The sequence below is a fragment of the Mojavia sp. genome (assembly GCF_059505145.1).
In genome coordinates, this window is sequence record NZ_JCACKA010000072.1 from 28,594 (window position 1) to 53,931 (window position 25,338).

Consider the following 25,338-nt stretch of genomic DNA (forward strand, 5'->3'; position numbering starts at 1 on the left):
TACAAGCATTTGCAACAGGTGTAGGTAGAGGTAAAACTCTTACACCCTTACACCCAGCCTCAAAGGACAAACTCGGTACGTAAGTCCTAACAAGATGAGAAGAAAAAGGTAAAAAACTGATTTTTTACTTTTTTCTTCATATCCCAAAATTTTGATCCTTCTAGCTATTTCCATAGACAATTTGTTATGCTACGATAGTAGACTGATGCGGATGTGGCGGAATTGGCAGACGCGCTAGATTTAGGTTCTAGTTCCGAAAGGAGTGAAGGTTCAAGTCCTTTCATCCGCACTTTTAAGTGATTGCTGTCTCCACAATTGAGAGCATTTAAAAATATACAGTGACAGATTGTTGTCATTGAGTTAGATTAATTGGTCAAAATGACCAATTAAGCGTCGTTTGATTAACGACGACAAATTCTTGTCACTAAAATAATAAATTTTGTGCTGATGTTTCGTTAAGCAAAGCTCTGGTGCAAGCCACTTGGCAGAAAGCGTGTTTGCATAAATCATTTGCTGGGATGCAACTCAGTATTAACCACATTAAAAATTACACTAATTTATATTTCTTAACAGTAAGTTGACAATTTACTTACTGCTGAAATTGGAAACAGATTTTTCTTGAATTTTTTAAGTATTATTACTTAAATCTAATTTGTTAAATATTGTTAGCTAAACAGTATTTTTACTCTAGGAATATTATAAAGGCTACTTAAAGGCAAACAATAACTTTGAGACTTTATATTTTATTGACTGATTCTTTAATGATGGCCCATAATCCGAGTATTAAGTAGACTAATTCACAACAGCTTACAAATTGACAGAGAGTTTTTCATCTGAAAGCAAGGCTGCACTTAGGTTTCATCATAAATTTAAACAAATAAATTTGTATGCTATGCTACAAGGCACCAACAGCTTATAGCTTGATTGGTATGGTATAAGAGCTTCTGTACAAATTAAGCTTACACGTATTGAATTTAGCTGAAGTAAACGCAAAATGAGCACAACTCCTATAGGTAGCTACAGGTTGTTCCAAAAACTACATCCCATATCACTGTTGGCGCAACTAACCAGCCGACGCGCTACAGGGTGCTTAAGGGTATATACAGGGACGGTTTCTTGGTCGATCTATCTAGAGGACGGTAAACTTACTTATGCCTCTCATTCAGATAAGATTTTTGAACTGCTTGACAGCCATCTGCGGCGTTTAAGTCAGCAAATCCCTACTCTTAACAGCGCTACTCGCGTGCAAATGCGGTTGATGTTTGAAACTAAGAATGATACTCAGTCAATATCAAATGCTGATTACCAAGCTATTTGCTGGTTAGTAGATCAGGATTATATGACCTCACAGCAAGCAGCGATCCTGATAGAGGAATTAGCTAAAGAAGTGCTGGAGTCATTCCTAGCCTTAAAAGAAGGAAGCTATGAATTTAATTCGGAAACTTCTTTAGATGAGTTAACAAAGTTTTGTTGTTTGGATCTGCGCTTGATAGTCGAACATTGTCAAAGGCAATTACGAAGTCGGCAAACTATTCCCCCATCAGTTACGGCTGGTGCAGGTTCCCAAGTTGTCTCTACAACGAAACCAACCCAAACTCAGCCACAGCCTTCAATGAAGGTTGGGCAACAATTACCGAAAACTAATTTTAATCTTCTTGAAGATAGGAATCGCGCCTTTTCTTCGACTCCTGTGAGTAAAAGCATCTATACAATTGCTTGTATTGATGATAGCCAAACCGTATTGAATTCCATCAAGCTTTTTTTGGAAGAAAGCACGTTTTCTGTAGTACTGATTAACGATCCAGTAAAAGCTTTAATGCAAATACTCCGGAGCAAGCCAGACTTAATTTTACTCGATGTTGAAATGCCAAATTTAGACGGTTATGAGCTATGTTCCTTATTGCGGAGGCATTCACAGTTCAAGAATACGCCCATAATTATGGTAACTGGAAGGACAGGATTCATTGATAGAGCTAAAGCCAAAGTAGTTAGAGCATCAGGCTACTTAACGAAGCCTTTTACACAATCAGAATTGCTAAAAATGGTGTTTAAACATATTGGTTAATTTTTACATAGATAAGGTAGTAAACCTCATAAAAATTTTTAGGAGATTTAGTAGTGAGCCTCACTTTGCTTGGCACAATTCTGATTGTTGAAGATTCCCCCAGCGAATTGGAACTAATGAGTTATTATCTCAAAGAAAGTGGCTACAACGTAATTCAAGCAACTGGCGCAAAAGAAGCTCTAGAAAAAGCTTTATTACAACAGCCAGATGTCATCATTACCGATGTAGTTATGCCGGGAATGAGCGGTTTTGAGTTATGTCGCTCATTAAAAAAGAATCCGGTTACACAAAAAGTTCCGATTTTGGTTTGCAGTTCTAAAAATCAAGATATTGACCGTTTATGGGCAATGAGGCAAGGTGCTGCTGCCTATCTAACTAAACCATACACCCGCGATCAGCTCTTGCGTGCTATTAAATCATTGGCAATTTGAATGTAATGAATAATTCAGAAAGTACAGTCTTGTCTAAATCTAATCAAAATAACTTGGGAGATGGTTATCTCAAGTTTCAGTTAAATCAAAATACGGCTGCTGTTTTATCAATGAGGTATACACAAGAGGCGATTATTGTGCCTGTGGAGTCTGTAACCTCAATACCAAATATGCCAGCTTGTATACTCGGATTAACAAACTGGCGGAGTCGGATTATTTGGGTAATTGATTTGCCAGTGATGCTGAATTTAGAATCTTTAGATAATAGACTCCGCCAGTATAATGTCATTGTTGTTCGGGTGGAATCATTGCTTTTGGGGTTAGTTGTGCAAGAAATAAAAGGTACAACTAAGATTATGCCTGATGATATTCATTCTCCTATCGGACAAGTGGCATCTAGTTTAGTACCTTATTTAGCTGGATGTGTTGTACAACAACAAGAAATATTCCTAGTATTAGATGCACAGGCTATTGTGAATTCTTCTATTCTTTCCAGCAATTAGGGTGTAATACTAAAAAGACAAATTTTTAGGTTTTTATTCGCCTATACAGGGGAATTACTTTATGTTAAATAAGATTGATACAGCTATGAATAGTGACGCTAAAAGTAGTGATGCCCAAGAGCAGGCATCTTTGATTTCATCTCATAAAGGTACTGAAAATATAGGACAGCCAACGAGTATACCTATTAATAAAACTGTTGATAATTCGGGGAATGCTTTGTTTACCTATTTAAAGCGGCTGCGCTTGGGTACGAAAGCAACAGTCTTATCTATCATTATTGGTACAATACCAGTGTTGGGAGTTGGCGCGATCGCCTATAGTTCCGCTAGCCAATCTCTAACTAAGCAAATTACCAAATCCCAAGAAACAGAAGCAATTAGCTTAACTGATAAAATCAACCGTTTCATGTTGGAACGGTATGGAGATATTCAAATAATCTCGAATCTGCCATTTCTGGTAAATCCCAGAATCAGAAGGTCGATGTCTTCTGACGAAAAACAAGCAGAACTAAAGCGCATTGTAGAAACTTACAAAGTCTACGATAGTATTTTAGTACTAGACCTAGATGGCGACCTTTTGGTTAGCACTACACCAGAAACTGTTGCTAATTACAAAGACAGCGAATATTTTCAAGCCGTCCTCAAAAAAGATACTGCGATCATTACTCAACCACACGCATCAGGATTTACGAATTCACTTAATATTTACACGGCTGCGCCTGTCAAAGATAGCGTCACAGGTCAAACGATTGCAGTGGTAGCAGCGCGGATACCTACAAAATCTTTAGAAGAGGTGATTAAAAACTATGCAACCAATGGACATCAATACAATTTAATTGATGAATCTGGGAAATTATTTTTAGCGACGCAAAAGAATCAAGTTGGTAGAGATGCCAAAAAAGATTTTCCGGGTTTAGATAAACGAATAGCAGCAAAAAAAATAGATAGTTTCATTACTGTTAACCAAATCGGTAAAAAAGCTCAATTGTTAAGCTACGTACCTTCAAGACGAGTAGAAGGTTTACCAGATTTGAAATGGGGCATCGTTTATGCCACTAATACAGATATTATATTTGCACCGCAAAGACACTTACTGTGGACGATCGCAATTGGAAGTGCAGTCATCGCATTGATTGTAGCGGCGATCGCAGCTTGGTTAGCGAAACATGCCACAAAGCCAATTTTGCACGCCACTGAAGCAGTAAGCAAACTTGGTGAAGGTCAACTCAAGACTCGTCTAGAGGTACAAAGAGAAGACGAATTAGGCATACTAAGTGTAAATATTAACCAGATGGCCGAGCAATTGCAGGTTTTGCTGCAAGAAAAAGAACTCGAAACGCAAAGAGCGAAATTACTTGCAGATATAACGTTGCGGATGCGGAAGATCCTCAAAATTGAAGAGATTTACAAAACAGTAGTTAAAGAAGTTCAGCAAACTTTAAAAACAGACCGGGTAATCGTTTATCAACTCAATCCAGAAACTAAAGATGGGATAGTTGTTGCCGAATCTGTGGCTGGTAGCTGGGCGAAAATGATCAAAGTGAAGATTGACGATCCTTGTTTTGGGAAATCCTGTCAAGAATTTTATCAACAAAGGCAAGTCCGAGCGATCGCTAACATTGACGAAGAAGCAAGTCTTTCTAATGCAGCTTCTGACATTAAAATGTTGGAGCAATTTGGAGTCAAAGCAACTTTAATCGCTCCAATTTTCATTCAAGAGCAACTTGTCGGCTTATTAATCGCTCATCATTGTGATAGTCCGCGGACTTGGCAACAGCCAGAAATTGAGTTTTTGAAACAGATTACAACTCAAGTCGGTTATGCCGTAGAGCAAGCAAAGCTGATCGAAGAAATAGAGAAAGCCAAAAATAGCGCGCAACAAGACACACAAGAAGAACGACGACAAAAAGAAACACTGCAAACGCAACTATTAGAATTACTCAGCGATGTCGAAGGAGCAGCTAGAGGTGATTTAACAGTACGCGCTGATGTCACAGCTGGAGAAATTGGTACTGTTGCTGACTTTTTTAACTCCATTGTTGAAAGCTTACGAGATATCGTTACCCAAGTCAAACAGGCTGCTACTCAAGTAAATACTGCGATCGGTTCTAACGAAGGAGCGATCCGCGAGCTAGCAGAAGAAGCGCTAATGCAAGCTGCCGAAATCAACCGGACTTTGGATGCGGTTGACGAAATGACACATTCAATTCAAGCTGTAGCCGAAAGCGCCCAACAAGCTGCAATAATTGCCAACCATGCTGCCCACACTGCCACCAAGAGTGGACAAGCGATGGATTTGACAGTGCAAAACATTCTTTGTTTGCGGGAAACCGTTGGCGAAACTGCTAAGAAAGTGAAGCGTTTAGGAGAATCTTCGCAACAAATTTCTCGTGTAGTATCTTTAATTAACCAAATCGCCGTGCAAACCAACTTGCTAGCCATCAACGCTGGCATTGAAGCGGCGCGTGCGGGTGAAGAAGGTCAAGGATTTGCCGTAGTTGCCGAAGAAGTCGGCGAATTAGCAGTTCGCAGTGCAGCAGCAACTCAAGAAATTGAACAACTTGTTGAAAACATTCAACGAGAAACGAGCGAAGTGGTGCAGGCAATGGAAGTGGGAACTACCCAGGTAGTGGAAGGCACCCGAATTGTAGAAGATGCTAAACAAAGCCTGAGTCAGATTTTGGACGTTTCGCGCCAAATAGACGAACTAGTGCAATCAATTTCCATTGCGACTACATCTCAGGTACAAACATCCCAAACTGTCAGCAACTTGATGAAAGAAATTGTTGCCGTGTCCCAGCGCACCAGCGATTCTTCCCACCGAGTTTCTGAATCTCTACAACAAACTGTCGAGATTTCCCAAGAATTGCAGGAGACTGTCGGCACATTCAAGGTCAGTTAATTCTTGAGTCAATAGACACGTAGAGTAGGACAAACGACAAATTAACGTCTACAACATAAAAATGCTGTATTCGCTCAATAATTTCATAACTCACCAAAACCATGTCACAGGACAAAGAATTGGAAATCCAGATGCAATTTCTGGAAGAAGCCACTGATTATCTAAATACTCTAGAAGGGGTATTGTTGGAAATCGACACAAGTGACCGCATCGATTTAGACAAAATCAATGGGGCACTCCGAGCCGCCCACTCGATTAAAGGTGGTGCGGGGATGATGGGCTTTCGGACACTTAGTGATTTAGCGCACCGTCTGGAAGATTCTTTTAAAGTTTTAAAAACCCGAAAAAACTCGCTAGAGATTGACACTCAGTTGCAAAGTTTACTGCTATCTGGTGTTGACTGGCTGCGTCAGATAGTGCAGCTGCACTCAGAAGGAAATATTATTGAACAGCAATGGTTAGTAACTTTTTGTTACCCAGTTTTTGATGAGTTGCATGAACGTTTAGGCGACCCCTCCCCGGAAGACGTAACAACCATGCTCTCGCCAGAAGATGGGCAAGATATTATACCTTTGCTGTTTGAAACAGAAGTAGAAGGATGTTTGCAGCGCCTAGAATCTTTGTTGGCAGATAGCGAACAGCCTTGTTTGCATGAAGAAGTTACGGTCATGGCAGCGGAATTGGCTGGTTTGGGTGAAATGCTTCAGTTAACAGCTTTTACCCAGCTTTGTGAGTCAATAACGCACCACTTAGGAACTGCTACTCCCAATGAAGTTGTCGTAATTTCCCAGTTGGCACTACAAACATGGCGGCGATCGCAAGCTTTAGTGTTGACAAATCAAATCGATAACTTGCCTACAGAAATTAAATTGGGTGATGTTGCAAACACCACAGCAGCGATTGCGCGGAGCGCAGCGCCAGAGGCGATCGCAGAACTCGCTACAGATGAGGGTGCAATGCACCTGAGAGAAATAGATATAACCTCCAGGGAAGCTTGGGTATCAGCAGAAAATGACGAACCTTGGCCAGAAGATGAAAATGATCAACCGTGGCCCGAAGATGAAATCGTTTCACCTCATTTAGAATCTTTAAATGTAGAGTTTGGCGATCATCTCGCTGCTCAAGTGAATTTCTCTGAGCCAAACATAATAGCTGCGCGAGAAATTTCTGCCTCAGATTATAGATTTGTTGAACGCAAAGCCGAGTCAAATGGTAACGGCAAAGACCGAGAAATTCCTGAAAATACAGTTCGAGTTCCCAGTAAGCAACTTGAGCAAATTAATGATTTATTTGGGGAACTGATTATTCAGCGAAATGGGCTGAATTTACAACTAGAAAGATTACGCAAACTCGCTCGCAATCTTAGCAAACGTGTACAAAGTCTTGAACGAGAAAATCAGGAACTACGTACAGCATACGACAAAATTACTACTCAAAATGTCGTGTCATCTGGGTTGACATTACTAAGCGATGATAGCCATCACACACAAGGTATAGAAACTCAGTTTGATGCCTTAGAAATGGATCGCTATAGCGTATTAAACCTGCTGTCGCAGGAAGTTATGGAAACCATTGTGCAAGTGCAAGAAGTTGCAACTGATGTTCAACTCAGCGTTGATGATACCGATCAAATTGCTCGCAAGCTCAACAAAACATCGAAGCAGTTGCAGACCAAGCTGACGCAAATCAGGATGCGTCCTCTATCCGATTTAGTCGAGCGTTTTCCGCGAGCCTTGCGCGACTTGAATGTAGAATATGGCAAAAATGTCCAGTTAAAAGTTGAAGGTGGCAACACCTTGATTGAACGCAGCATCTTGGAGGCATTGAACGATCCTTTAATGCACTTGTTAAGGAATGCCTTCGATCATGGTATCGAAAATCCAGCTACTAGGCGTTCTCTGGGTAAACCAGAACAAGGACTGATTGAAATTAAAGCTACTCACAAAGGCAATCGCACAATCATTAGTATTAGTGATGATGGTCGGGGTATTTCTCTGAAGAAAATTCGCGATCGCGCCTTAGCTATGGGGTTAGATGCTTCTCTGATCACTACTGCAAGTGATGAAGAACTGTTATCACTCATTTTTGAACCAGGGTTTAGCACTTCCGAGCAAGTAACGGCATTATCCGGTCGCGGTGTCGGTATGGATATAGTCCGTAATAACCTCAAACTGGTGCGGGGAGATATTAAAGTTGATACCGAACTAGGAGTTGGCACTACTTTTACTTTGTCAGTACCGTTTACACTTTCAGTAGCACGAGTGCTGTTAGTAGAAAGCAACAGAATGCTATTAGCATTCCCCACAGATGTAGTTTCCGAAATCTTTTTACTGCATAACGAACAAGTGTTTGCGATCGCAGGTAGCGAAGTAATCAATTGGCAAGGCACGATGTTGCCATTGATTCGCCTTGGCAGCTACTTAGAGTTTAACGGGCCGCGCTACGATACCCCAGAGTTAGAAACTCCACCAGCAATTAATGCCAGCAGTGTGTTAGTAGTCAAAAGCGGTAATCAGCCGGTGGCGGTGCAAATAGACCGTTGTTGGGGTGAGCAAGAAGTTGCTATTCGCCAAATCGAAGGTAATATACCGCTACCGCATGGCTTTAATAATTGCACGATTCTCGGTGATGGTCGCGTAGTCGCACTAGTTAATACCAATGAATTATTGTACTGGATTGCCACTAATCAGCGCACTCCTAAAAATCATCAATTACCATCGACTCGGTTAAAAACAGCGTTTTTGAACTCCCATGATAGCAAACCGTCAGTGGCGGCTCCTTCTACCCAGAAAAACACGATTTTAATTATTGATGATTCAATTAATGTTCGGCGCTTCTTAGCTTTAACTCTGGAAAAAGGAGGTTATCAAGTAGAACAAGCTAAGGACGGTCAAGACGCCTTAGAAAAACTTGAGAGTGGCTTGAAAGTTCAAGCGGTAATTTGCGATATTGAAATGCCTCGTCTAGATGGTTACGGCTTCTTAGGGCGTGTAAAAACTCACGATGATATGAAGAATATACCAGTTGCTATGCTAACCTCTCGTAGTAGCGATAAACATCGACAACTAGCAATTCAATTGGGTGCAAGAGCCTACTTCTCTAAACCTTATAACGAGCAAGAATTACTCCGAACTCTGGAGGATATAATTTTTTCTGCAACTGGGAAAGTCGCATCTAATAATTAAATTCGTAAAAGAATTACTGAATCACAAATAAACACAAATAAATCTGTAATTCATCCCAATAAAAACCGCTCATGTATAGGACTAGTATTTGATTTTTGGAAGACCAGTATGGTGGGCATTGCCCACCCCTACACTGACAGCAGTTTTCATGTATTTGAACTACATCTGTCGTCAGGACATAGCATTGCCGTGTGCCTACAGCTTGGTCTATTTATTACCTGAAAATGGGTGTAAGCTTCAAGGCTACGGAATTTTTTCAAAAATCAAACCGGATTTTTATAGAAAAGCATATTTTATTGGTTTCTGTGTCAGAAATAACCATAAAATAATTATCGTTATACCCACTATTCCAATGGTGACACATAGATGATATGAGTGTTAAATCTCGCTTGGCTGCTGTGATTGCAAGTATTAAATAATTCTAAGCCTATCCTTGCATCTACACCATTTTCATCTACCAAATCTTTATATGATGTATACCACAAATGTGTATTATGACTCTGCCTTTAAAGAACAGATAGCATATCGTTTATTTAGTAGGCGCGAAATGATACCACCACGTAATGACATAGTGTGGCGAATCGAACGCGGTGCGGTTCGCACTTTAACCTCTGGTGATGATGGGACATTTATTACTCTCGGTTACTGGGGTACTGGAGATTTAATTGGTTCTCCCTTGTCAAAAATCAAGCCTTATCAAATTGAATGTCTGACTAATGTAGAAGTGAGTATTGTGCCACCTCATCTTTGGTATCAAGATGTCAACGCTTTACTGTCGCACATTCAACAAGCTGAGAAACTTTTAAGTATAGTACATTGTAAACCGGTGTCTTCGCGTTTGTGGCAATTTTTGGTGTGGTTAAGCGAGAAATTCGGCCGTGATGTAGAAGAGGGTAAACTAATAGACCTAAATGCCACTCATCAGGAATTGGCAGAAGTATTAAATACAACAAGAGTAACTATAACTCGCCTTCTACAGCAGTTTGAAGAAGAAGGAAAACTGTTACGTCAAAAACGCCAAATAATTTTGCGATCGCCCGTATACTGCCAAGCCTATTCTAAAAGAACAGGCTTCCTTAAAGCAGAGCTTTGAGGCAACCGCACGGAGTGCAGTTGGGCGGTAGGGCGCGCTACGCGATCGCCAAATAGATGAATCAAAAAATTTTTTATCAATTTTTGAGGTGGTTGATATAATTCAACCGCCTCAAAAATTAGTAAGAATAACTTTGTTAAATCTGAGCCATTACCCTAAACATTAAACTATTTCAGGGATTATGCTTAGATTAACTCTTATTAAGCCTCAACTTTTACACCTCGCCAAAAGGCAATATAGCCTTCTATATTCTTAGCTTTCTCCTTGGCGCTGGGATAGTACCAAGCAGCATCTTGATTAACTTGTCCATTAACTTCGAGACTGTAGTAACTGGCAACACCTTTCCAAGGACAAGTGGTGTGAGTATTACTTTCCTTAAAATACTCTTTGTTAATGGCATCAGCCGGAAAATAGTGGTTGCCTTCCACAACTACGGTGTTATCGCTTTCGGCTAAAACAGCTCCATTCCAAATTGCTTTCGGCATAAGTGATTTTGTGAATAAACTTTACACATAATATTTTGACACTTCCAAAGCTTACAGCACATTTGACAGTTCAAAATGAACTCTACTGTCAGGGCATAGTAAACACACCCTGACGTTGAAAAGTCAGCAGAAGGCTGCAAGACTCAGACGCCCAGCTACAGAACAAGGTTTTGAAATTAACGTTTATGTTCCCTTACGGTTGGTGGAACGCAAACAGCAGCAGCGCCGACAGCTAGATGAATATCGAGACAGAGAAAATGTCTATGAGTTAACCCAAGAAGTTATTGTCAAAAGCTATGAACATAACGCATTTCTCAAAGAAGTAATTGCACAACAGCCAGCCGGAAACAATAAGCATATTGCTATCTCGGCGTTGCGTATCTCTTCTTGATATTCAGCAGGAATTTCGATTGTGCCGTTGTTGACTTTGGCGTTAAAGTGTTTGTTTGTAGCCATTGGTTACAACCAAATTTTATGGGTTGGCGGTAGTTATGCCTGCACATATTTTAATTCACGCCCAGACCCAGTGAAGATTTTGTGCTTTTATAATCTTGGTATCAACTACCTACGCAGAAAGCAGCCAAAAAAGCGATCGCCATGCTTCAGTATCCCAATCTCGAACAAGCGCTAAAATATCACTTCGGTTACGACCGATTCCGCCCTGGACAACGGCAAATTATTGAAGATGCGCTGCAAAATCGAGATTTAATGGTTGTGATGCCTACAGGTGGCGGTAAATCTTTGTGTTTTCAGTTACCTGCACTGTTGAAAAAAGGTTTAACTGTGGTGGTGTCGCCACTGATCGCTTTGATGCAAGACCAAGTGGAAGCACTGCGAAATAATAATATTAGCGCCACATTTCTTAATAGCAGTCTCAACTCTTACAAAGTGCGATCGCGGGAAGAAGCGATCCTCAACGGTAGAGTCAAATTACTTTACGTCGCCCCAGAACGTCTTTTAAGTGAGAGATTTCTGCCGTTTCTCGATTTAGTCAATCACCAAGTCGGCATTTCTACTTTTGCCATTGACGAAGCGCACTGTGTTTCTGAGTGGGGACACGACTTTCGCCCAGAATACCGTCAACTAAAGTCAGTACGCAAACGCTATCCTCAAGTACCTACTGTTGCCCTCACCGCTACAGCAACCGATCGCGTCCGTAGTGATATCATTCAACAACTAGGGTTAAAGCAACCAAGTATCCACATTGCCAGCTTTAACCGCCAAAACCTTTATTATGAAATCCGTTCTAAGTCGAAGTATGCTTACGCTGAATTGTTGGAACTAATCCGAGAAACGGAAGGTTCAGCAATTATTTATTGCTTGACTCGTAAAAAAGTTGATGAACTAACTTTTAAATTGCAAAACGATAAAATTGCTGTTTTGCCTTATCATGCTGGATTAAGTGATGAAGAACGCAGCAAAAATCAAACTCGATTTATTCGTGATGATGTGCGTGTCATCGTAGCAACTATTGCCTTTGGTATGGGAATTAATAAGCCAGATGTGCGCTTAGTGGTTCACTTTGATTTACCACGTAACATCGAGAGTTATTATCAAGAATCAGGCAGGGCGGGTAGAGATGGAGAACCATCGCGTTGTACACTTTTTTTCAATTTCAGTGATATTAAAACCATTGAATGGAGTATTAACCAAAAAACTGATCCGCAAGAACAGTTAATTGCTAAACAACAACTGCGGCAGATGATAGATTATGCTGAAGGTACAGACTGTCGGCGCACGATTCAGCTTGGTTATTTTGGAGAACGTTTTCCGGGTAATTGCGGTAACTGTGACAATTGCCGTTATCCCAAACCGATGCAAGATTGGACAATAGAAGCCATGAAGTTTTTATCTTGTGTGGCGCGTTGTAAAGAAAGATTTGGGATGCTGCATATTATTGATGTGTTGCGGGGGGCAAAAAATCAGAAAATTACTCAAAACGAACACGACAAGCTTTCTACCTACGGCATTGGTAAAGATAAAACCGTAGATGAATGGCGAATGCTGGGGCGATCGCTTTTACATCAAGGATTGCTAGAACAAACCAGCGATGGATATTCTGTGTTGAAACTTAACGCCTTAAGTTGGGAAGTGATGCGGCGACAGCGTACCGTTTCTTTGGCTGTTCCTGCGGTACAAAAGATTAGTTGGGAAGAGGGAAGTGAAAAAGCTGCTGAGGTAGAAATACTATTGCAGAGGTTGCGATCGCTCCGCAAACAATTAGCAGATGAACAGTCTGTACCACCTTACGTTGTCTTTCAGGATTCTACCCTAAAATTAATGGCCCAGGTTCAACCTAAATCTCTCACTGAATTTGGTAAACTTTCTGGCGTCGGTAGTCACAAACTCTCGCAGTATGGCGAAAAGTTTCTTGCCGAAATTCGCGCCTATCGTCAAGAACAAGGTCTGATAGATCCACAAGATAATTCTAAACCTGTTATTGGTCTTGGCTTACCTTCTGACACTGAGCTATTAACATTTCAGTTACATAAACAAGGTTTAAGTATTCCTGAAATTGCCCAAAAACGTAATATTCGCCCTACTACAATTATTCGTCACCTTACAGATTTAATTGAAAAAAATCAGCCCGTAGATTTAAATCAGTTGGTTCCTTTAGAACGTCAGAAAAAAATCTGGCAAGTTTTGGAAGTTTTGGGTGATATATCTCTTACCCCAATCCGCGAACAGTTGGGAGAGAGTTACACCTATGATGAAATTCGCTTAGTTAGGGGAAAGTGGCGGCGCGAGAATCGTAAGTAGAAAGCACAGAGAGGGCAAAAGGGGAAATATTCTTTTTAAACTTCTAAATTAAAAAACTTGCTGTACAAAAATTTTATATTTCAGTCGAGGGAGGAAGGTAAAGATTATAGTTGCATTTTTTGCTGTTGTGACTCTCCCTCAAAAGCGATCGCCTTCCCAAAGCAGACTGTATTGCATTTAAATTAAGATGATGCTTGAGTATGAGTGCAAGCTGGCAATAAAAATGCAGTTAGAAATAACGCAAAGGATGAATTTTGAAGCTTTATTTCTTTCTGCTGTCTTGCGCTAGCCGCAACTCTCCTACACACAACCAGATTCTACTAAAGTCTATTAGGGATAACTGGGGATTTCGGAACTAGACTCTTGCGCTTGAACGGGAAGCGGGGAGGGTTCAGTGTTTTTGGTTTTTGCTGCCCAAATCATAGATAACAACTTAGGAAACGCAAGGCAGGCAACAGTATTTAGCAGGGTTAATAATATACCATCTATGAGTCTCATAGATTATCGCCTCCTTAAATGGATAATTTTTAGTTCTATTTCTTATTTTCAAGCAAAATGCGTATTTTCCACTACTTTTTAAAGTTTGGATTTCTTCTAGTTAATATAAGCTATATCAATATATTTAATTTAGCTGCTCAAAATAGGAAAACACGTAGGTTGAAGCTTTAACCAGCAACAGGCAATTATAAATTTTTATTAACACTAGTGGATTATGCTTACTTTCTATGTATTAGCGATCTAATTTCCACAATTTACTGTTATTAAAGGAAGTACGTAGACCTAGATTGCTCTAAATTCCTTCAATATCCAAAATACCAATTTAAGAAACTCAAATTGGTATTGGTATGCCCAAATAGCCGTCAACTCGGAGAACATTTACCACAAAAATCAGGGCTGAATTTACAAAATTCACTACCTGTCAAACTATAAACTGTGCAATAAGGAAAGCTGGTTATTTTTACTGTGGCTGTTTTTGCAGTTGAATTATTCGACGATGATTTAGTAACTTTGCCTTTAGCAGTCAGAACAATAGATAGAAGCTTAGGGAAAGCTAGGCAAGCAGCAGTGTTGATAAAAGTCAGTAATGCAGCGTCATGTAAAGCCATAGGTAATCACCGCCTGGAAAAATAGGTGGTCACTATTGTTAGCTACAAGCACAGTTTATGCCATTGCATTAATTACAATACAATTCATTACTTTTAGCTTATAGAAATTAATCTTATCATAAATTTTTGTAAATAATAAATTTTAGTTTTCTGAAAATGTTATACGCAAAAGGCATTGTGTATATTGAAGACATTTATTATCAGTTGAAAAAACACCTCATTTACTATTCAGGTAATGTGTTATGTCAAAAACTCAACTTCGTTCTACTTATTTATCTAACATTAGTGAGCGAGAACGCTTGGCATTAAAGCGTTTGGCAGATTATACACAAATTGATGCATTGCCAGAAATTTGGCCATTAGCAGCAAAGCAATTCGGTAATACTGTTGCTTTATATAACCCTCATGCTCAACCAGAAGTAGTCATTACTTATACGCAGCTATTAGAGCAAATTCAAAAATTTGCGGCTGGGTTACAGGCTTTAGGGATTAAAGCTGGCGATCGCATCTCCTTGATTTCCGATAATAGTCCCCGATGGTTTATTGCAGATCAAGGTATTATGACTGCTGGAGCAGTTGACGCGGTGCGTAGCTCCCAAGCAGAAAGAGAAGAATTGCTGTTTATTGTGGCGAATAGTGGCAGTACAGCGCTGGTAGTTGAGGATTTAAAAACTTTCAATAAACTACAAGATCGTCTCAACGATCTACCAGTTGAATTGATAATTTTACTTTCAGATGAAGCACCACCACAAGACACACCTCTAAAGGTGCTGAACTTTTCACAATTGATAGAAGTTGGCGCAAACAATACTCTTGTACCAGTTAAACAAAATTACGAAACTCTAGCAACGCTGATTTATACTTCTGGTACTACGGGTAAACCCAAGGGTGTAATGCTCACTCATGGAAATTTAATGCACCAATTGCTCACTATGGGGACAGTAGTGCAGCCAAAAGTGGGTGATGTTGCCCTTAGTATCCTCCCAAGTTGGCATAGCTATGAAAGGACAGTAGAGTATTTCTTGCTTTCTCAAGGTTGCGGGCAAGTTTACACTAACTTGCGCTCTGTCAAACGGGATTTAAAAGAAATTAAACCCCATTACATGGTAGCTGTACCCCGCTTGTGGGAATCAATTTATGAAGGAGCGCAAAAGCAATTTCGTGAACAACCAGCAAACAAACTACGCCTGATTAAGTTTTTACTAGACACTAGTGAGAGATATATTAAAGCACGGCGAATTGCCGAAGGGCTGAGTTTAGATAATCTTGATGCTTCCGCTACTGAGCGATTAGCAGCTAGGATACAAGCATCCGCCTTGTTACCCCTGCACATCTTAGGAGAAAAACTTGTTTATGCCAAAGTCCGAGAAGCCACCGGAGGACAAATTAAGTATGTAATTAGCGGTGGCGGTGCGCTTCCCAAGCACATAGATATGTTTTTTGAAATTATTGGTGTAGAGATTTTGCAAGGTTACGGTTTAACAGAAACCTCTCCTGTTACTAACGTGCGGCGTCCTTGGCACAATGTCCGAGGTTCATCTGGCCCAACACTACCTGCCACAGAAGTTAAAATTGTAAATCCAGAGACTCGCCAACCTTTGCCAGTGGGAGAGCGAGGCTTGGTATTATTGAGGGGGCCACAAGTTATGCAAGGCTATTACCAAAATCCAGAAGCGACGGCGAAAGCCATTGATGCTGAAGGCTGGTTTGATAGTGGCGATTTAGGTTGGTTAACACCTCAAAATGACTTGGTGCTCACTGGCAGAGCTAAGGATACGATTGTATTAACCAATGGGGAAAATATCGAGCCGCAGCCGATAGAAGACGCATGTTTGCGATCGCCCTACATCGATCAAATCATGCTTGTCGGACAAGATCAGCGTAGTATCGGTGCATTAATTGTCCCCAATATCGAAGCCTTAGAAAAATGGGCTGAGACTCAGAACGTCGACTTGAGTAGACCAAATGAGATTGTTTCCGCTTCACCCAGTCCAAAAATTGACCTGGAGAGTAAAATGATCCAGGATTTATTTCGCAAAGAGTTGAATCGGGAAGTGCAAAATCGTCCAGGCTATCGACTGGATGACCGTATTGGCCCATTCAAACTCATTTTAGAGCCGTTTTCTATTGAAAATGGTCTAATGACACAAACGCTAAAAATCCGGCGTCATGTCGTTGCCGAACGCTACCGCGATATTATTGACGGCATGTTTGTTTAATAATTCCACCTGCAAACGATAGAGTGAACGTGAATTTATGGATGTCTCCAAACCTCAAATGCTTTTGAAACGCATTGTTAATGTCAGAGTCATTGTTACTCCTCTGTGGAAAGAGGAAATACAACAGCAGTTGCAAGCGCAGATTAATCAAACCGATCAGCAATTGCAACAGCTGGACGTTGAAGGACAAAGAGCGATTGCTGCAATTCAAAAGCAGAGTCTACAACCACCAGGACCTCAGACTCTCCAACAAATCGACAATATTCAACTTCAAGTCAATCAAAAGAAAAGCGAACTACTAGAACAGAAAAATCAATTTCTGCAAAACCTTCAGCAAGTACAGTTTCTAGAGTTGGATCAAGAAGTAAACCAATTCCAAATGGAAGGTTTTTTTAAGATTGAAATAGGTGATAACCTGATCAGCAAAACTCAAGTTGAAATCGTTCTGCGCGATGGTGTTGTAGAAGAAATTCGTGGCGATGTCTAACTACATCTAACTAAGGTGAATGGTTTACAGTTATCAGTCATCCGTTGGGCTGTGGCTAATAACTCAGGTATCTACTGACCATTCTTAGCATTATTGTTTCAAGCCCCTAGATTTATGGGGATTCTTAATTTTGAGTTTTGAATTCCCCCATCAGGGGTTGGCATCTTTGAGTTGATTTTTTTTCAGGGCGGTTCCCAGTCCAACATTGCACTTGGGAACCAGCCCAAACGATTTGCCAGACTGGAGGTGAACTAACTAAAAGCGATCGCCCAAAGGTTGTCATTTCAACTCGATATTTAACTGCACCAACTAAATCATCAGTTCGCTTGATTTGTGTAATCGTTACCAAAGCTTGATTGCGTTGTGGATAAACTACCTCGACTTTGCGTGTTCCTTCCACTGATGCTTGCTCATCAAAGGCATTTAGGGCAAGGGTAGCAGGATCGCTACCTTGGAGAGTAGAGTTAATATCTTCAAGAGGTATGGTTTTATAATAGGAACGCTCTGGATAAGTCTCTATATTTTGAGACATCTGAGTTGCTGCTATCTGCTGTGATTGCCCATTTGTATTTTCAACAATTGGTGCAGATGTTTGATGTTGAGCCATATAAACTCCAGCACCAGCAGTAGTAAAGATACTTAGTATCAAAATCAAAAATAATTTCCACTTCACTGACATAAAATTGCTAACAAGTGAATTATTAATTGTGAATTTTAAATTGGATTTAAACCACTAAGCTTTTATCCTTTGATTGTGAGTACCGTCCGTATCTTTGTGAGCGGTAATAAGCAAGATAAATTTATATAACAATCTCCTTGACTGGTCAAAATTGGTTGTGGCTGTTGACTAACAGTACTCAACGCCCGCTATTTAATATTGACGAACCATTAAAGATTGCTATATATGTAGACATTTACCTCGTGATTAGGTTCCTGGGGCGATCGCGCCATCAATTAGTAAAAGGGCCTGGGGGCTGGAAAAAAGCAGGAGAGACAAGGGGACAAGGGGACAAGGGGAAAGAACCATGATTAACTCTTGCTCCTTGTCCCCCCATCCCCCATGCTCCTTGTCTTCTTTATCCAATGCCCAGTCCCAATCAAAAATATCGGCTCTAAAATTCTCCTGCCAAGATACAATTCGATCTGGTGAAAGCTGTTAAAGTCCATAAATTCATTGATTCTGAAACCACCCTATGAGCATTTACGAAGTATTTATGCCGGCGCTGAGTTCCACCATGACCGAAGGCAAAATTGTTTCTTGGGTGAAATCGCCAGGCGATAAAGTAGAAAAAGGCGAAACAGTGGTGGTTGTCGAGTCAGACAAGGCAGATATGGATGTGGAATCCTTTTATGAAGGATATCTTGCCCACATCTTAGTGCAAGCTGGTGACAGTGCGAATGTGGGAGCCGCGATCGCCTTCATCGCAGAAACAGAAGCCGAAATCGAAACCGCCAAGTCTGCTGCTAATTCAGGTAGCGCTGCTACCCCTGCTACCACCTCTCCCGAACCAATTGCTGCCACCGTCTCAGCCGAAACACCAGCCTTAGCGTCTCAAAATGGAAATAACCATCGAGAAGGACGCCTCGTCGTTTCACCCCGCGCCCGCAAGTTAGCCAAAGAGCTAAAAGTTGATTTAAATACCCTCAAAGGCAGTGGCCCCTATGGTCGCATTGTCGCCGAAGATGTAGAAGCGGCTGCCAATCAAGGTAAGCAACCCGCTACCACACCAACTGCACCGCCACCATCTGCGCCCACATTCACCCCATCTGCACCGTCACCATCTCGCACACCTGCACCCGCACCCGCACCCATCCCTGTGGCTAGCAGTGCTGCTCCTGGACAGGTAGTAGCTTTAACTACTTTCCAAAATGCAGTTGTACGGAATATGGTAGCTAGCCTAGTTGTACCAGTTTTCCGTGTAAGTTACACAATTACCACTGATGGGTTAGATAAGCTTTATAAGCAGATTAAGTCCAAAGGAGTGACAATGACAGCGCTACTGGCAAAAGCCGTGGCGGTGACATTGCAAAAACACCCATTAATAAATGCCAGCTACTCAGACCAAGGAATCGTATATCCTTCTGGCATTAACATTGCCGTAGCTGTGGCGATGGATGATGGCGGCTTGATTACACCTGTATTGCAGAATGCAGACATGGTAGATATTTATTCTCTATCACGCACTTGGAAGTCTTTAGTAGACCGCGCGAGGACAAAACAACTGCAACCTGAAGAATACAACAGTGGCACTTTTACCCTGTCAAATTTGGGGATGTTTGGCGTAGATACATTTGACGCGATTTTACCACCTGGACAAGGTTCAATTCTGGCGATCGGTGCATCCCGCCCACAAGTCGTAGCAACAACTGACGGATTGTTTGGTGTACGTCAACAAATGCAAGTGACTATTACCTCAGATCATCGCATTATTTACGGTGCTAATGCTGCTGCATTCTTGCAAGATTTGGCAAAACTGATTGAGACTAATCCTCAATCTTTGACACTGTAAATTAAAAGTACTTAATAAAAGAAAGTTAAGTTTGGGACTTGGAGTCGGCTAAACTCCAAGTCTTTGTGTTTTGTGAAGCTATATTTAAGTAGAAACACTGTGTGAGCAATATTAAATTAAACTATAATATCCTATCAAAGCATCCTACAAGAACTTGTATTAGTTAATAGTTTAGATAGTAGAACATAATAGTATTCCAGAGAATTCTGCCAAGAAGTATATGCCTTACAAATATAAAGTTTTATCAATCGATGGCGGCGGTATTAGAGGAATTATTCCGGCAATAATTCTCGACGAAATTGAAAAGCGTACAAAAAAGCCAACTTGCCAACTATTTGACTTAATTGCTGGTACTTCCACAGGAGGTATTTTAGCAGCCGCACTCACTAAACCAGATTCCCAAAATATTAATCAACCTCAGTTTCAAGCTAAAGATATCATCGATTTATATCGAAAAAATGGAGAACGCATCTTTTTTGAGCCATCTGCAATGCGCTTACTAAAAATTGACGACATTGTAAGGGCAAAATATTCTTCAAAGGGTAGAAACGAAGTTTTAACAGAATTTTTGGGAGACACTCTGTTACAGGATGCGCTAACTGAACTTTTCATCACCAGCTATGATATTGAGCTACGCACGCCTATATTTTTTACTAATAATGTGAAAAATCAAAAATTAGGCGATAACTTCCGTAAGCTATGCGAAGGCTACACCCTAAAACAAGCAGCAATGGCAACATCTGCGGCTCCGACTTATTTTCAGCCTTATAAAATTGAAACAATCGATCCAACTAATGCGGGTTATTATGCGTTAATTGATGGTAGTGTCTTTGCTAACAACCCCACCTCCCTGGCTATTATGGAAGCTATCATCTCTTCTAAAAAACCAGATCCACAAATACCTAATAAACAACCGCTAACCTTAGACGATATATTGGTAGTTTCCTTGGGTACAGGTTCTCTCACTCGTAAATACCATTACGAGAAAGCAGAAAATTGGGGACTCATTCAATGGGTTGAGCCATTAGTAAATATTACTTTTGACGCTAATAGTGAATCAGTAGCTTGTCAGCTAGAACAATTGTTGCCAAAAGCTGAGAGTATTCCCAAACAATATTATCGCTTTCAGGGACAACTGAATGAAGCTAACGATGATATGGATGACACCAACCCTAAAAATATTGAGAGACTAGAAAAACTAGCACAAAACATTATTCAACAGAGTAATTCGGAATTAAATCAATTGTGCGAGCAGCTTACACAACAGGATAAATAAGAGTAGAAAAAAGCAGTCATAAGCTCAGTGATATTTTATAAAAGATATTAATTGTATCTTTTAATGTAACATAAGAGTTAGGAAAATAACAATTAGCTTTTATTCCATGCTTAATGCAGATAAATATAAATTAATTTTTTCATTTGGAATTATATTGAATTGAATTCAAATAAATTTTCTGAATATTTTTATCTTTGAATCATATTCATCGCAGACTAATCTTAATGTATACTGCCTAACAAATAAACGCAGAAAATTCGGAGGAATATGGTTTTTCGGATTTTAAGCTTGGATGGTGGGGGTATCCGGGGGGTTGTCGCGGCAAGCATTCTAGCGGCTATTGAGCAGCAAATTGATCAACCTTTGAACGAGTACTTTGACTTAATTGCAGGAACTTCTACTGGGTCAATATTAGCCAGTGCTATTGCCATAGGACGTAGTAGTCAAGAAATTTTGGATTTATATAAGCAAAAAAGCTCAATTATATTTCCTTATAGAAGTCGTTTTTCGCTAAAACGCTTACCTTTACTTCTGAGGTATGGTTTGTCTGCTCCCAAGTTTTCTGATACTGGTTTAATCCAAGTACTCAAAGAAGCTTTTGGTGATACCGGACTATTTGATATTACTGGGCCAAGATTATTAGTTCCCTCGTATGATACCATTAGCCGCGAACCAATTATATTTAAAAGCTGGCGGCAAGATAAAAACTATGGCAATGTTCCTTTATGGGAGGTGTGTGTTTGTTCTGCTTCGGCCCCAACTTATTTTCCAGCACATAAACTCGATAAAATAATCGATGGCATAACTCAAACAGCAACTACAAATAGTATCACTTTAGATGAGGATGCATCCTCACTTGATAATATATATCAAGATCTAAAAATTATGATCACTAGGGGTATAGGCACGGGTCAAACCCGCACCATCAAAAAGTATGTAGGGTTCAATCGAATAGCTCTATTAGATACACCTTGGGAAACAATACCTGAACAAGGTTCTACATACTTCATTAAATCTATATACTCTGCAATTGATGGCGGTGTTGCTGCTAACAACCCCTCTAGCTGTGCTGTTGCCGAAGCTCTAAGATTAGGCTATCCAGTTGATGAGATTACTGTATTATCAATTGGAACTGGCCAACAGACGCGGATCATACCATTTAAAAAAGCTCAAGGATGGGGACTAATAGAATGGGCACAGCCGTTCATTGGTATATTACTTGATGGCTCATCAAGCATTTATGAGTATATCACTAAGGAGATAATTCATAATCGTGTTTTACGGTTGCAATTTAGACTCGATAGAAGCTTGACTGGCAAACCTTTGAGTGATGATCTTGATAATGTCAGCCAAGAGAATATTAGTAATTTGATAGAAGCAGCAGAGACTTATATTCAACAGCCGGCAGTGCAAGCGGATTTGCAGAAATTTTTACGGATTAATCAATAGCTATTAGTTAAACCGATATGCCTGCTACTAAGTAGCTTAATTAAAAGACACCGTAACGAGCTTTTCCTTGACGTTTAGCGCGGTACATGGCAATATCAGCATCCCGCAACAAGTTTTGTGGCTCTTCATAACCACGGCCACTCAAAGCGATTCCAATGCTGGCTGAAGGAAATATCTGATTTCCATTGACGTTAAGTGGTAATCCTAGTGTCTCTTGAATACGTTTGGCGACATTTGTAGCATCCGTAACGTCTTTGATGTCTTCTAACAGTACAGCAAACTCATCGCCGCCAAATCTAGCTACAGTATCACCACTGCGTAAACATGACTCTAAGCGTCTAGCGATCGCTACTAAAAAATCATCCCCGATTCCATGCCCAAAGCGATCGTTAATTGCTTTAAAGCCATCTAAATCTAAAAATAAAACTGCAAAATTATAATCGTTTCTACGTCTGCTACGTTCAATTGTTTGTTTTAAGCGATCTAAAAACAAAACTCGATTGGGCAATGCTGTTAGTGAATCATGACAGGCATTACGCAGCAACTCTGCTTCTGTCTGTTTACGTTCAGTAATATCTTGCAGAACTAAAACGGCACCACTGATATTACCATCAACATCTCGAATCGGTGCAACACTATCTCCAATGGGAATTCTTTTACCATCTTTGGCCAGCAGGGTACAGTTATCGGGTAAATTCACAACCTCACCTGCTTGCATTGCTTGTGTAGCTAAATTTTCAATTGCTTCATCCATATCTTTGCCAATTAAGCTTACAACTTCTGCTAAATCTTTACCATAAGCTTCATCTTGTTGCCAACCTGTCAGTGCTTCTGCTAATGGATTCATCATCTGGATACGGCCATTGGCATGTGTCACAACTACTGCACAGCCCATACTGTTAATAATTGCTGTTAGCCTTTGTTTTTCTTCTTGCCATTTCTGGCTCATTCGGTGCTTGTAAAGAGCCATTTCTACGGCAAAATGTAAGTCTTTTTCGGCACATGGTTTAGCAATATAACTAAAAGGCTCACTTAGTTGCTTTTTATGTATTTTTATATCTTCTGAATACTCCGTTAAGTATAAAACAGGTATGTGGAAATGGTTCTGAATAATATCTACGACCTGTTCACCATTAATTTCCCCTGCCAAGCAAATATCAATTAATACTAAATGGGGATTCGTTTCTGCTAGTTTTTTTATTGCATCTTCACCAGATGCAGTAATTTCGGCAACAGAATATCCTAACTTTTGTAAACTATTTTTTATATCTAAAGCTAGGACTTTTTCATCCTCAACAACTAGGATTTTTGGGGCGAACATATTAGACTAACCTGTTTGCTAAGGTTCAGATTTTGTTTTCAGTCTCAACTCATTCTGAAAATCAATAATCCTATAATAATCAATCTTTAATTTAATATACTAGTGTAATTGCTTGACTAAAATACTAACTAAGTTATTAATCACCATGTTTTTTATACACTGATACAGTTAATATACGGTTATTTAGACAATGTTTGGTCTTTAGATGTACATTGCCATACAATTGCAAGCAACTAAAGATTTTTTCTAAAAAGCAACTTAACTTTATTATGAAAAACATAAGTATCGGTAAGTCTTGTATAAACTAAAAAATCATTTATACCAACTTGAAAAAAGAATCTGACAAATACAAGCCTGGAAACCCAGATAAAATCAGGCTTTCGTAATTTTGAATTGCTATTACTTATTAATAAAGTTACAACAACGATAGTATTTTAGAGACCATACCAGAAAAATTCAAGTTTTTACAAGCGTTCCGCGAATTGAATTTTAATTTTAAGTAAGCGGGTGCAATTAAATATTAAATGCGCCAGCGAAGTAAAGCAATTGTAAAGGTTGGCGATTCTTTACTCTACTTATTTACGCTTGTAATGACAAACTATCTTATATTCATTTAGACAGATATACTTAGCGTATTGTTAATACATTTATTTTATATAGCGGTTCTCACTTGAGTTAGCTACAGGTAAAAGTAATTAACCACAGATAAACACAGATAGATTTGTACCTCAGACGACTGGTCAACCCTATAAGTAGTTTTATATTACTAATATAAATTGTATTTATATTAGCCCGGAAATTTACATAAAAAAGTATAAACATATACTTAATTAGGAATTTATATTGGGAATAAAATTAATTAAATGTTTCTAATAAATATTAAATTTTGAAATTTTGTTATAACAAATAATTACTTTTTTTTACAAACTTTGGAAGGGATAGTGAGATAACTTTGCTATAGGAGAGATAAAAAGATAGGGAGAATGATTCTTAAATACTTACTCCCCCTAGCTCCTATTGCTTATATATATTTTTTGGTTGAAAAATCAGGTTAGTGCTTTAGATGTTGGGCTTAGTTCTTGACAATTCAATGCTAATTTTGCCGCCAAAATCTGGAATGGGTGCGGCGGGTTTGCTGAGAATGACTTGGATTTTTGTAGCACGATCGCACTGTTGGAGAATAGAGTCTGCGATCGCGCCAGCTAATCGTTCCACCAAAGCAAACTTCGATGTCTTTACCAGATTTTTTACCAAGCTAATGACACTGCGATAATCTATAGTGTCTGCGATCGCATCAGTTCTTGCAGCAGTAGAAAGATCCAGCCATAACATTACATCCACCTCAAACCATTGCCCTAGCACCTGTTCTTCAGGTAGATACCCCGTGTAACCATAGCAGCGAATTCCCGTTAAATGAATGCAGTCCATAACACTGGGCCAGCGAATTTTGCATTTTGGATTTTAACGTTAGTGCTGAGTTATTGGGCATGGAGCATTGGGCATTGGGAATTGAGGACAAGGAGAAGCTTATTGCCTATTGCTTATT

19 protein-coding genes and 1 tRNA gene are annotated in these 25,338 nt (G+C 39.8%); 16 read left to right on the forward strand and 4 right to left on the reverse strand.

Annotated elements, in window-relative coordinates:
- The first annotated feature begins 207 nt into the window (after window positions 1-207).
- From AC5JL8_RS18195 to AC5JL8_RS18225, 7 genes are all read left to right on the forward strand, one after another.
- A tRNA-Leu gene (locus AC5JL8_RS18195) sits at window positions 208-289 on the forward strand.
- A gap of 705 nt (window positions 290-994) precedes the next feature.
- Window positions 995-2,065, forward strand: coding sequence for a response regulator (locus AC5JL8_RS18200; protein ID WP_495881095.1), 1,071 nt, complete (start codon window positions 995-997; stop codon window positions 2,063-2,065).
- 53 nt (window positions 2,066-2,118) lie between these two features.
- Window positions 2,119-2,496: a response regulator transcription factor gene (locus tag AC5JL8_RS18205; RefSeq protein WP_495881096.1), complete on the forward strand. Its 378-nt coding sequence runs from the start codon at window positions 2,119-2,121 to the stop codon at window positions 2,494-2,496.
- Between the two features lie 5 nt (window positions 2,497-2,501).
- The gene (locus AC5JL8_RS18210) at window positions 2,502-2,999 is read left to right on the forward strand and encodes a chemotaxis protein CheW (RefSeq protein ID WP_495881097.1); all 498 of its coding nucleotides are present in this window, start codon (window positions 2,502-2,504) and stop codon (window positions 2,997-2,999) included.
- Between the two features lie 61 nt (window positions 3,000-3,060).
- Window positions 3,061-5,901, forward strand: a complete 2,841-nt coding sequence (locus AC5JL8_RS18215; RefSeq protein ID WP_495881098.1) for a methyl-accepting chemotaxis protein — start codon at window positions 3,061-3,063, stop codon at window positions 5,899-5,901.
- Between the two features lie 101 nt (window positions 5,902-6,002).
- A complete protein-coding gene (locus AC5JL8_RS18220) occupies window positions 6,003-9,086 on the forward strand; it encodes a hybrid sensor histidine kinase/response regulator (protein WP_495881099.1) in 3,084 nt (1,027 codons plus the stop codon).
- 472 nt (window positions 9,087-9,558) lie between these two features.
- Window positions 9,559-10,179 (forward strand): Crp/Fnr family transcriptional regulator, encoded by a 621-nt coding sequence (locus tag AC5JL8_RS18225; RefSeq protein ID WP_495881152.1) that lies wholly within the window; start codon window positions 9,559-9,561, stop codon window positions 10,177-10,179.
- Window positions 10,180-10,379: 200 nt separating this feature from the next.
- On the opposite strand, the gene AC5JL8_RS18230 is transcribed toward AC5JL8_RS18225, so the two are convergent.
- On the reverse strand, window positions 10,380-10,664 hold the full coding sequence (locus AC5JL8_RS18230; protein WP_495881100.1) for a DUF427 domain-containing protein: 285 nt from the start codon (window positions 10,662-10,664) through the stop codon (window positions 10,380-10,382).
- 115 nt (window positions 10,665-10,779) lie between these two features.
- Here AC5JL8_RS18230 and AC5JL8_RS18235 point away from each other — a divergent pair, with 115 nt between their 5' ends.
- The 5 genes from AC5JL8_RS18235 (at window position 10,780) to AC5JL8_RS18255 (ending at window position 17,236) form a co-directional block, all read left to right on the forward strand.
- The gene (locus AC5JL8_RS18235; RefSeq protein ID WP_495881101.1) at window positions 10,780-11,055 is read left to right on the forward strand and encodes a hypothetical protein; all 276 of its coding nucleotides are present in this window, start codon (window positions 10,780-10,782) and stop codon (window positions 11,053-11,055) included.
- 206 nt (window positions 11,056-11,261) lie between these two features.
- Entirely contained in the window at window positions 11,262-13,424 is a 2,163-nt protein-coding gene (recQ, locus tag AC5JL8_RS18240; protein WP_495881102.1) for a DNA helicase RecQ, read from the forward strand.
- A 963-nt stretch (window positions 13,425-14,387) separates the two neighbouring features.
- On the forward strand, window positions 14,388-14,555 hold the full coding sequence (locus AC5JL8_RS18245) for a hypothetical protein (RefSeq protein WP_495881103.1): 168 nt from the start codon (window positions 14,388-14,390) through the stop codon (window positions 14,553-14,555).
- Between the two features lie 217 nt (window positions 14,556-14,772).
- A complete protein-coding gene (locus AC5JL8_RS18250; protein WP_495881104.1) occupies window positions 14,773-16,749 on the forward strand; it encodes an AMP-dependent synthetase/ligase in 1,977 nt (658 codons plus the stop codon).
- Window positions 16,750-16,786: 37 nt separating this feature from the next.
- The gene (locus tag AC5JL8_RS18255; protein ID WP_495881105.1) at window positions 16,787-17,236 is read left to right on the forward strand and encodes a YlqD family protein; all 450 of its coding nucleotides are present in this window, start codon (window positions 16,787-16,789) and stop codon (window positions 17,234-17,236) included.
- 124 nt (window positions 17,237-17,360) lie between these two features.
- On the opposite strand, the gene AC5JL8_RS18260 is transcribed toward AC5JL8_RS18255, so the two are convergent.
- A complete protein-coding gene (locus AC5JL8_RS18260; RefSeq protein ID WP_495881106.1) occupies window positions 17,361-17,915 on the reverse strand; it encodes a hypothetical protein in 555 nt (184 codons plus the stop codon).
- 137 nt (window positions 17,916-18,052) lie between these two features.
- On the opposite strand from AC5JL8_RS18260, the gene AC5JL8_RS18265 reads away from it, so the two are divergent.
- The 4 genes from AC5JL8_RS18265 (at window position 18,053) to AC5JL8_RS18280 (ending at window position 22,471) form a co-directional block, all read left to right on the forward strand.
- Window positions 18,053-18,265 carry a hypothetical protein gene (locus AC5JL8_RS18265; protein ID WP_495881107.1) on the forward strand — a complete coding sequence of 71 codons (213 nt, stop codon included), beginning with the start codon at window positions 18,053-18,055 and terminating at the stop codon, window positions 18,263-18,265.
- Window positions 18,266-18,429: 164 nt separating this feature from the next.
- A complete protein-coding gene (locus tag AC5JL8_RS18270) occupies window positions 18,430-19,746 on the forward strand; it encodes a dihydrolipoamide acetyltransferase family protein (protein WP_495881108.1) in 1,317 nt (438 codons plus the stop codon).
- Between the two features lie 220 nt (window positions 19,747-19,966).
- Window positions 19,967-21,022 carry a patatin-like phospholipase family protein gene (locus AC5JL8_RS18275; protein WP_495881109.1) on the forward strand — a complete coding sequence of 352 codons (1,056 nt, stop codon included), beginning with the start codon at window positions 19,967-19,969 and terminating at the stop codon, window positions 21,020-21,022.
- A gap of 267 nt (window positions 21,023-21,289) precedes the next feature.
- A complete protein-coding gene (locus tag AC5JL8_RS18280; RefSeq protein WP_495881110.1) occupies window positions 21,290-22,471 on the forward strand; it encodes a patatin-like phospholipase family protein in 1,182 nt (393 codons plus the stop codon).
- 40 nt (window positions 22,472-22,511) lie between these two features.
- Here AC5JL8_RS18280 and AC5JL8_RS18285 read toward each other — a convergent pair whose 3' ends face one another.
- Complete coding sequence (locus tag AC5JL8_RS18285) at window positions 22,512-23,792, reverse strand: ATP-binding response regulator (protein WP_495881111.1); 1,281 nt, start codon at window positions 23,790-23,792, stop codon at window positions 22,512-22,514.
- Window positions 23,793-24,851: 1,059 nt separating this feature from the next.
- Window positions 24,852-25,220 (reverse strand): dihydroneopterin aldolase, encoded by a 369-nt coding sequence (gene folB / locus AC5JL8_RS18290; protein ID WP_495881112.1) that lies wholly within the window; start codon window positions 25,218-25,220, stop codon window positions 24,852-24,854.
- Between the last annotated feature and the right edge of the window lie 118 nt (window positions 25,221-25,338).

What these genes read in the sequence shown, in the direction of transcription:
- AC5JL8_RS18230 (WP_495881100.1), bottom strand. Translation starts at nt 10,664, where the DNA reads ATGCCGAAAGCAATTTGGAATGGAGCTGTTTTAGCCGAAAGCGATAAC.
- AC5JL8_RS18255 (WP_495881105.1), top strand. Translation starts at nt 16,787, where the DNA reads ATGGATGTCTCCAAACCTCAAATGCTTTTGAAACGCATTGTTAATGTC.
- folB (WP_495881112.1), bottom strand. Translation starts at nt 25,220, where the DNA reads ATGGACTGCATTCATTTAACGGGAATTCGCTGCTATGGTTACACGGGG.
- AC5JL8_RS18250 (WP_495881104.1), top strand. Translation starts at nt 14,773, where the DNA reads ATGTCAAAAACTCAACTTCGTTCTACTTATTTATCTAACATTAGTGAG.
- AC5JL8_RS18210 (WP_495881097.1), top strand. Translation starts at nt 2,502, where the DNA reads ATGAATAATTCAGAAAGTACAGTCTTGTCTAAATCTAATCAAAATAAC.
- AC5JL8_RS18225 (WP_495881152.1), top strand. Translation starts at nt 9,559, where the DNA reads ATGTATACCACAAATGTGTATTATGACTCTGCCTTTAAAGAACAGATA.
- AC5JL8_RS18285 (WP_495881111.1), bottom strand. Translation starts at nt 23,792, where the DNA reads ATGTTCGCCCCAAAAATCCTAGTTGTTGAGGATGAAAAAGTCCTAGCT.
- AC5JL8_RS18200 (WP_495881095.1), top strand. Translation starts at nt 995, where the DNA reads ATGAGCACAACTCCTATAGGTAGCTACAGGTTGTTCCAAAAACTACAT.
- AC5JL8_RS18220 (WP_495881099.1), top strand. Translation starts at nt 6,003, where the DNA reads ATGTCACAGGACAAAGAATTGGAAATCCAGATGCAATTTCTGGAAGAA.
- AC5JL8_RS18270 (WP_495881108.1), top strand. Translation starts at nt 18,430, where the DNA reads ATGAGCATTTACGAAGTATTTATGCCGGCGCTGAGTTCCACCATGACC.
- AC5JL8_RS18280 (WP_495881110.1), top strand. Translation starts at nt 21,290, where the DNA reads ATGGTTTTTCGGATTTTAAGCTTGGATGGTGGGGGTATCCGGGGGGTT.
- AC5JL8_RS18215 (WP_495881098.1), top strand. Translation starts at nt 3,061, where the DNA reads ATGTTAAATAAGATTGATACAGCTATGAATAGTGACGCTAAAAGTAGT.
- AC5JL8_RS18260 (WP_495881106.1), bottom strand. Translation starts at nt 17,915, where the DNA reads ATGTCAGTGAAGTGGAAATTATTTTTGATTTTGATACTAAGTATCTTT.
- AC5JL8_RS18275 (WP_495881109.1), top strand. Translation starts at nt 19,967, where the DNA reads ATGCCTTACAAATATAAAGTTTTATCAATCGATGGCGGCGGTATTAGA.
- recQ (WP_495881102.1), top strand. Translation starts at nt 11,262, where the DNA reads ATGCTTCAGTATCCCAATCTCGAACAAGCGCTAAAATATCACTTCGGT.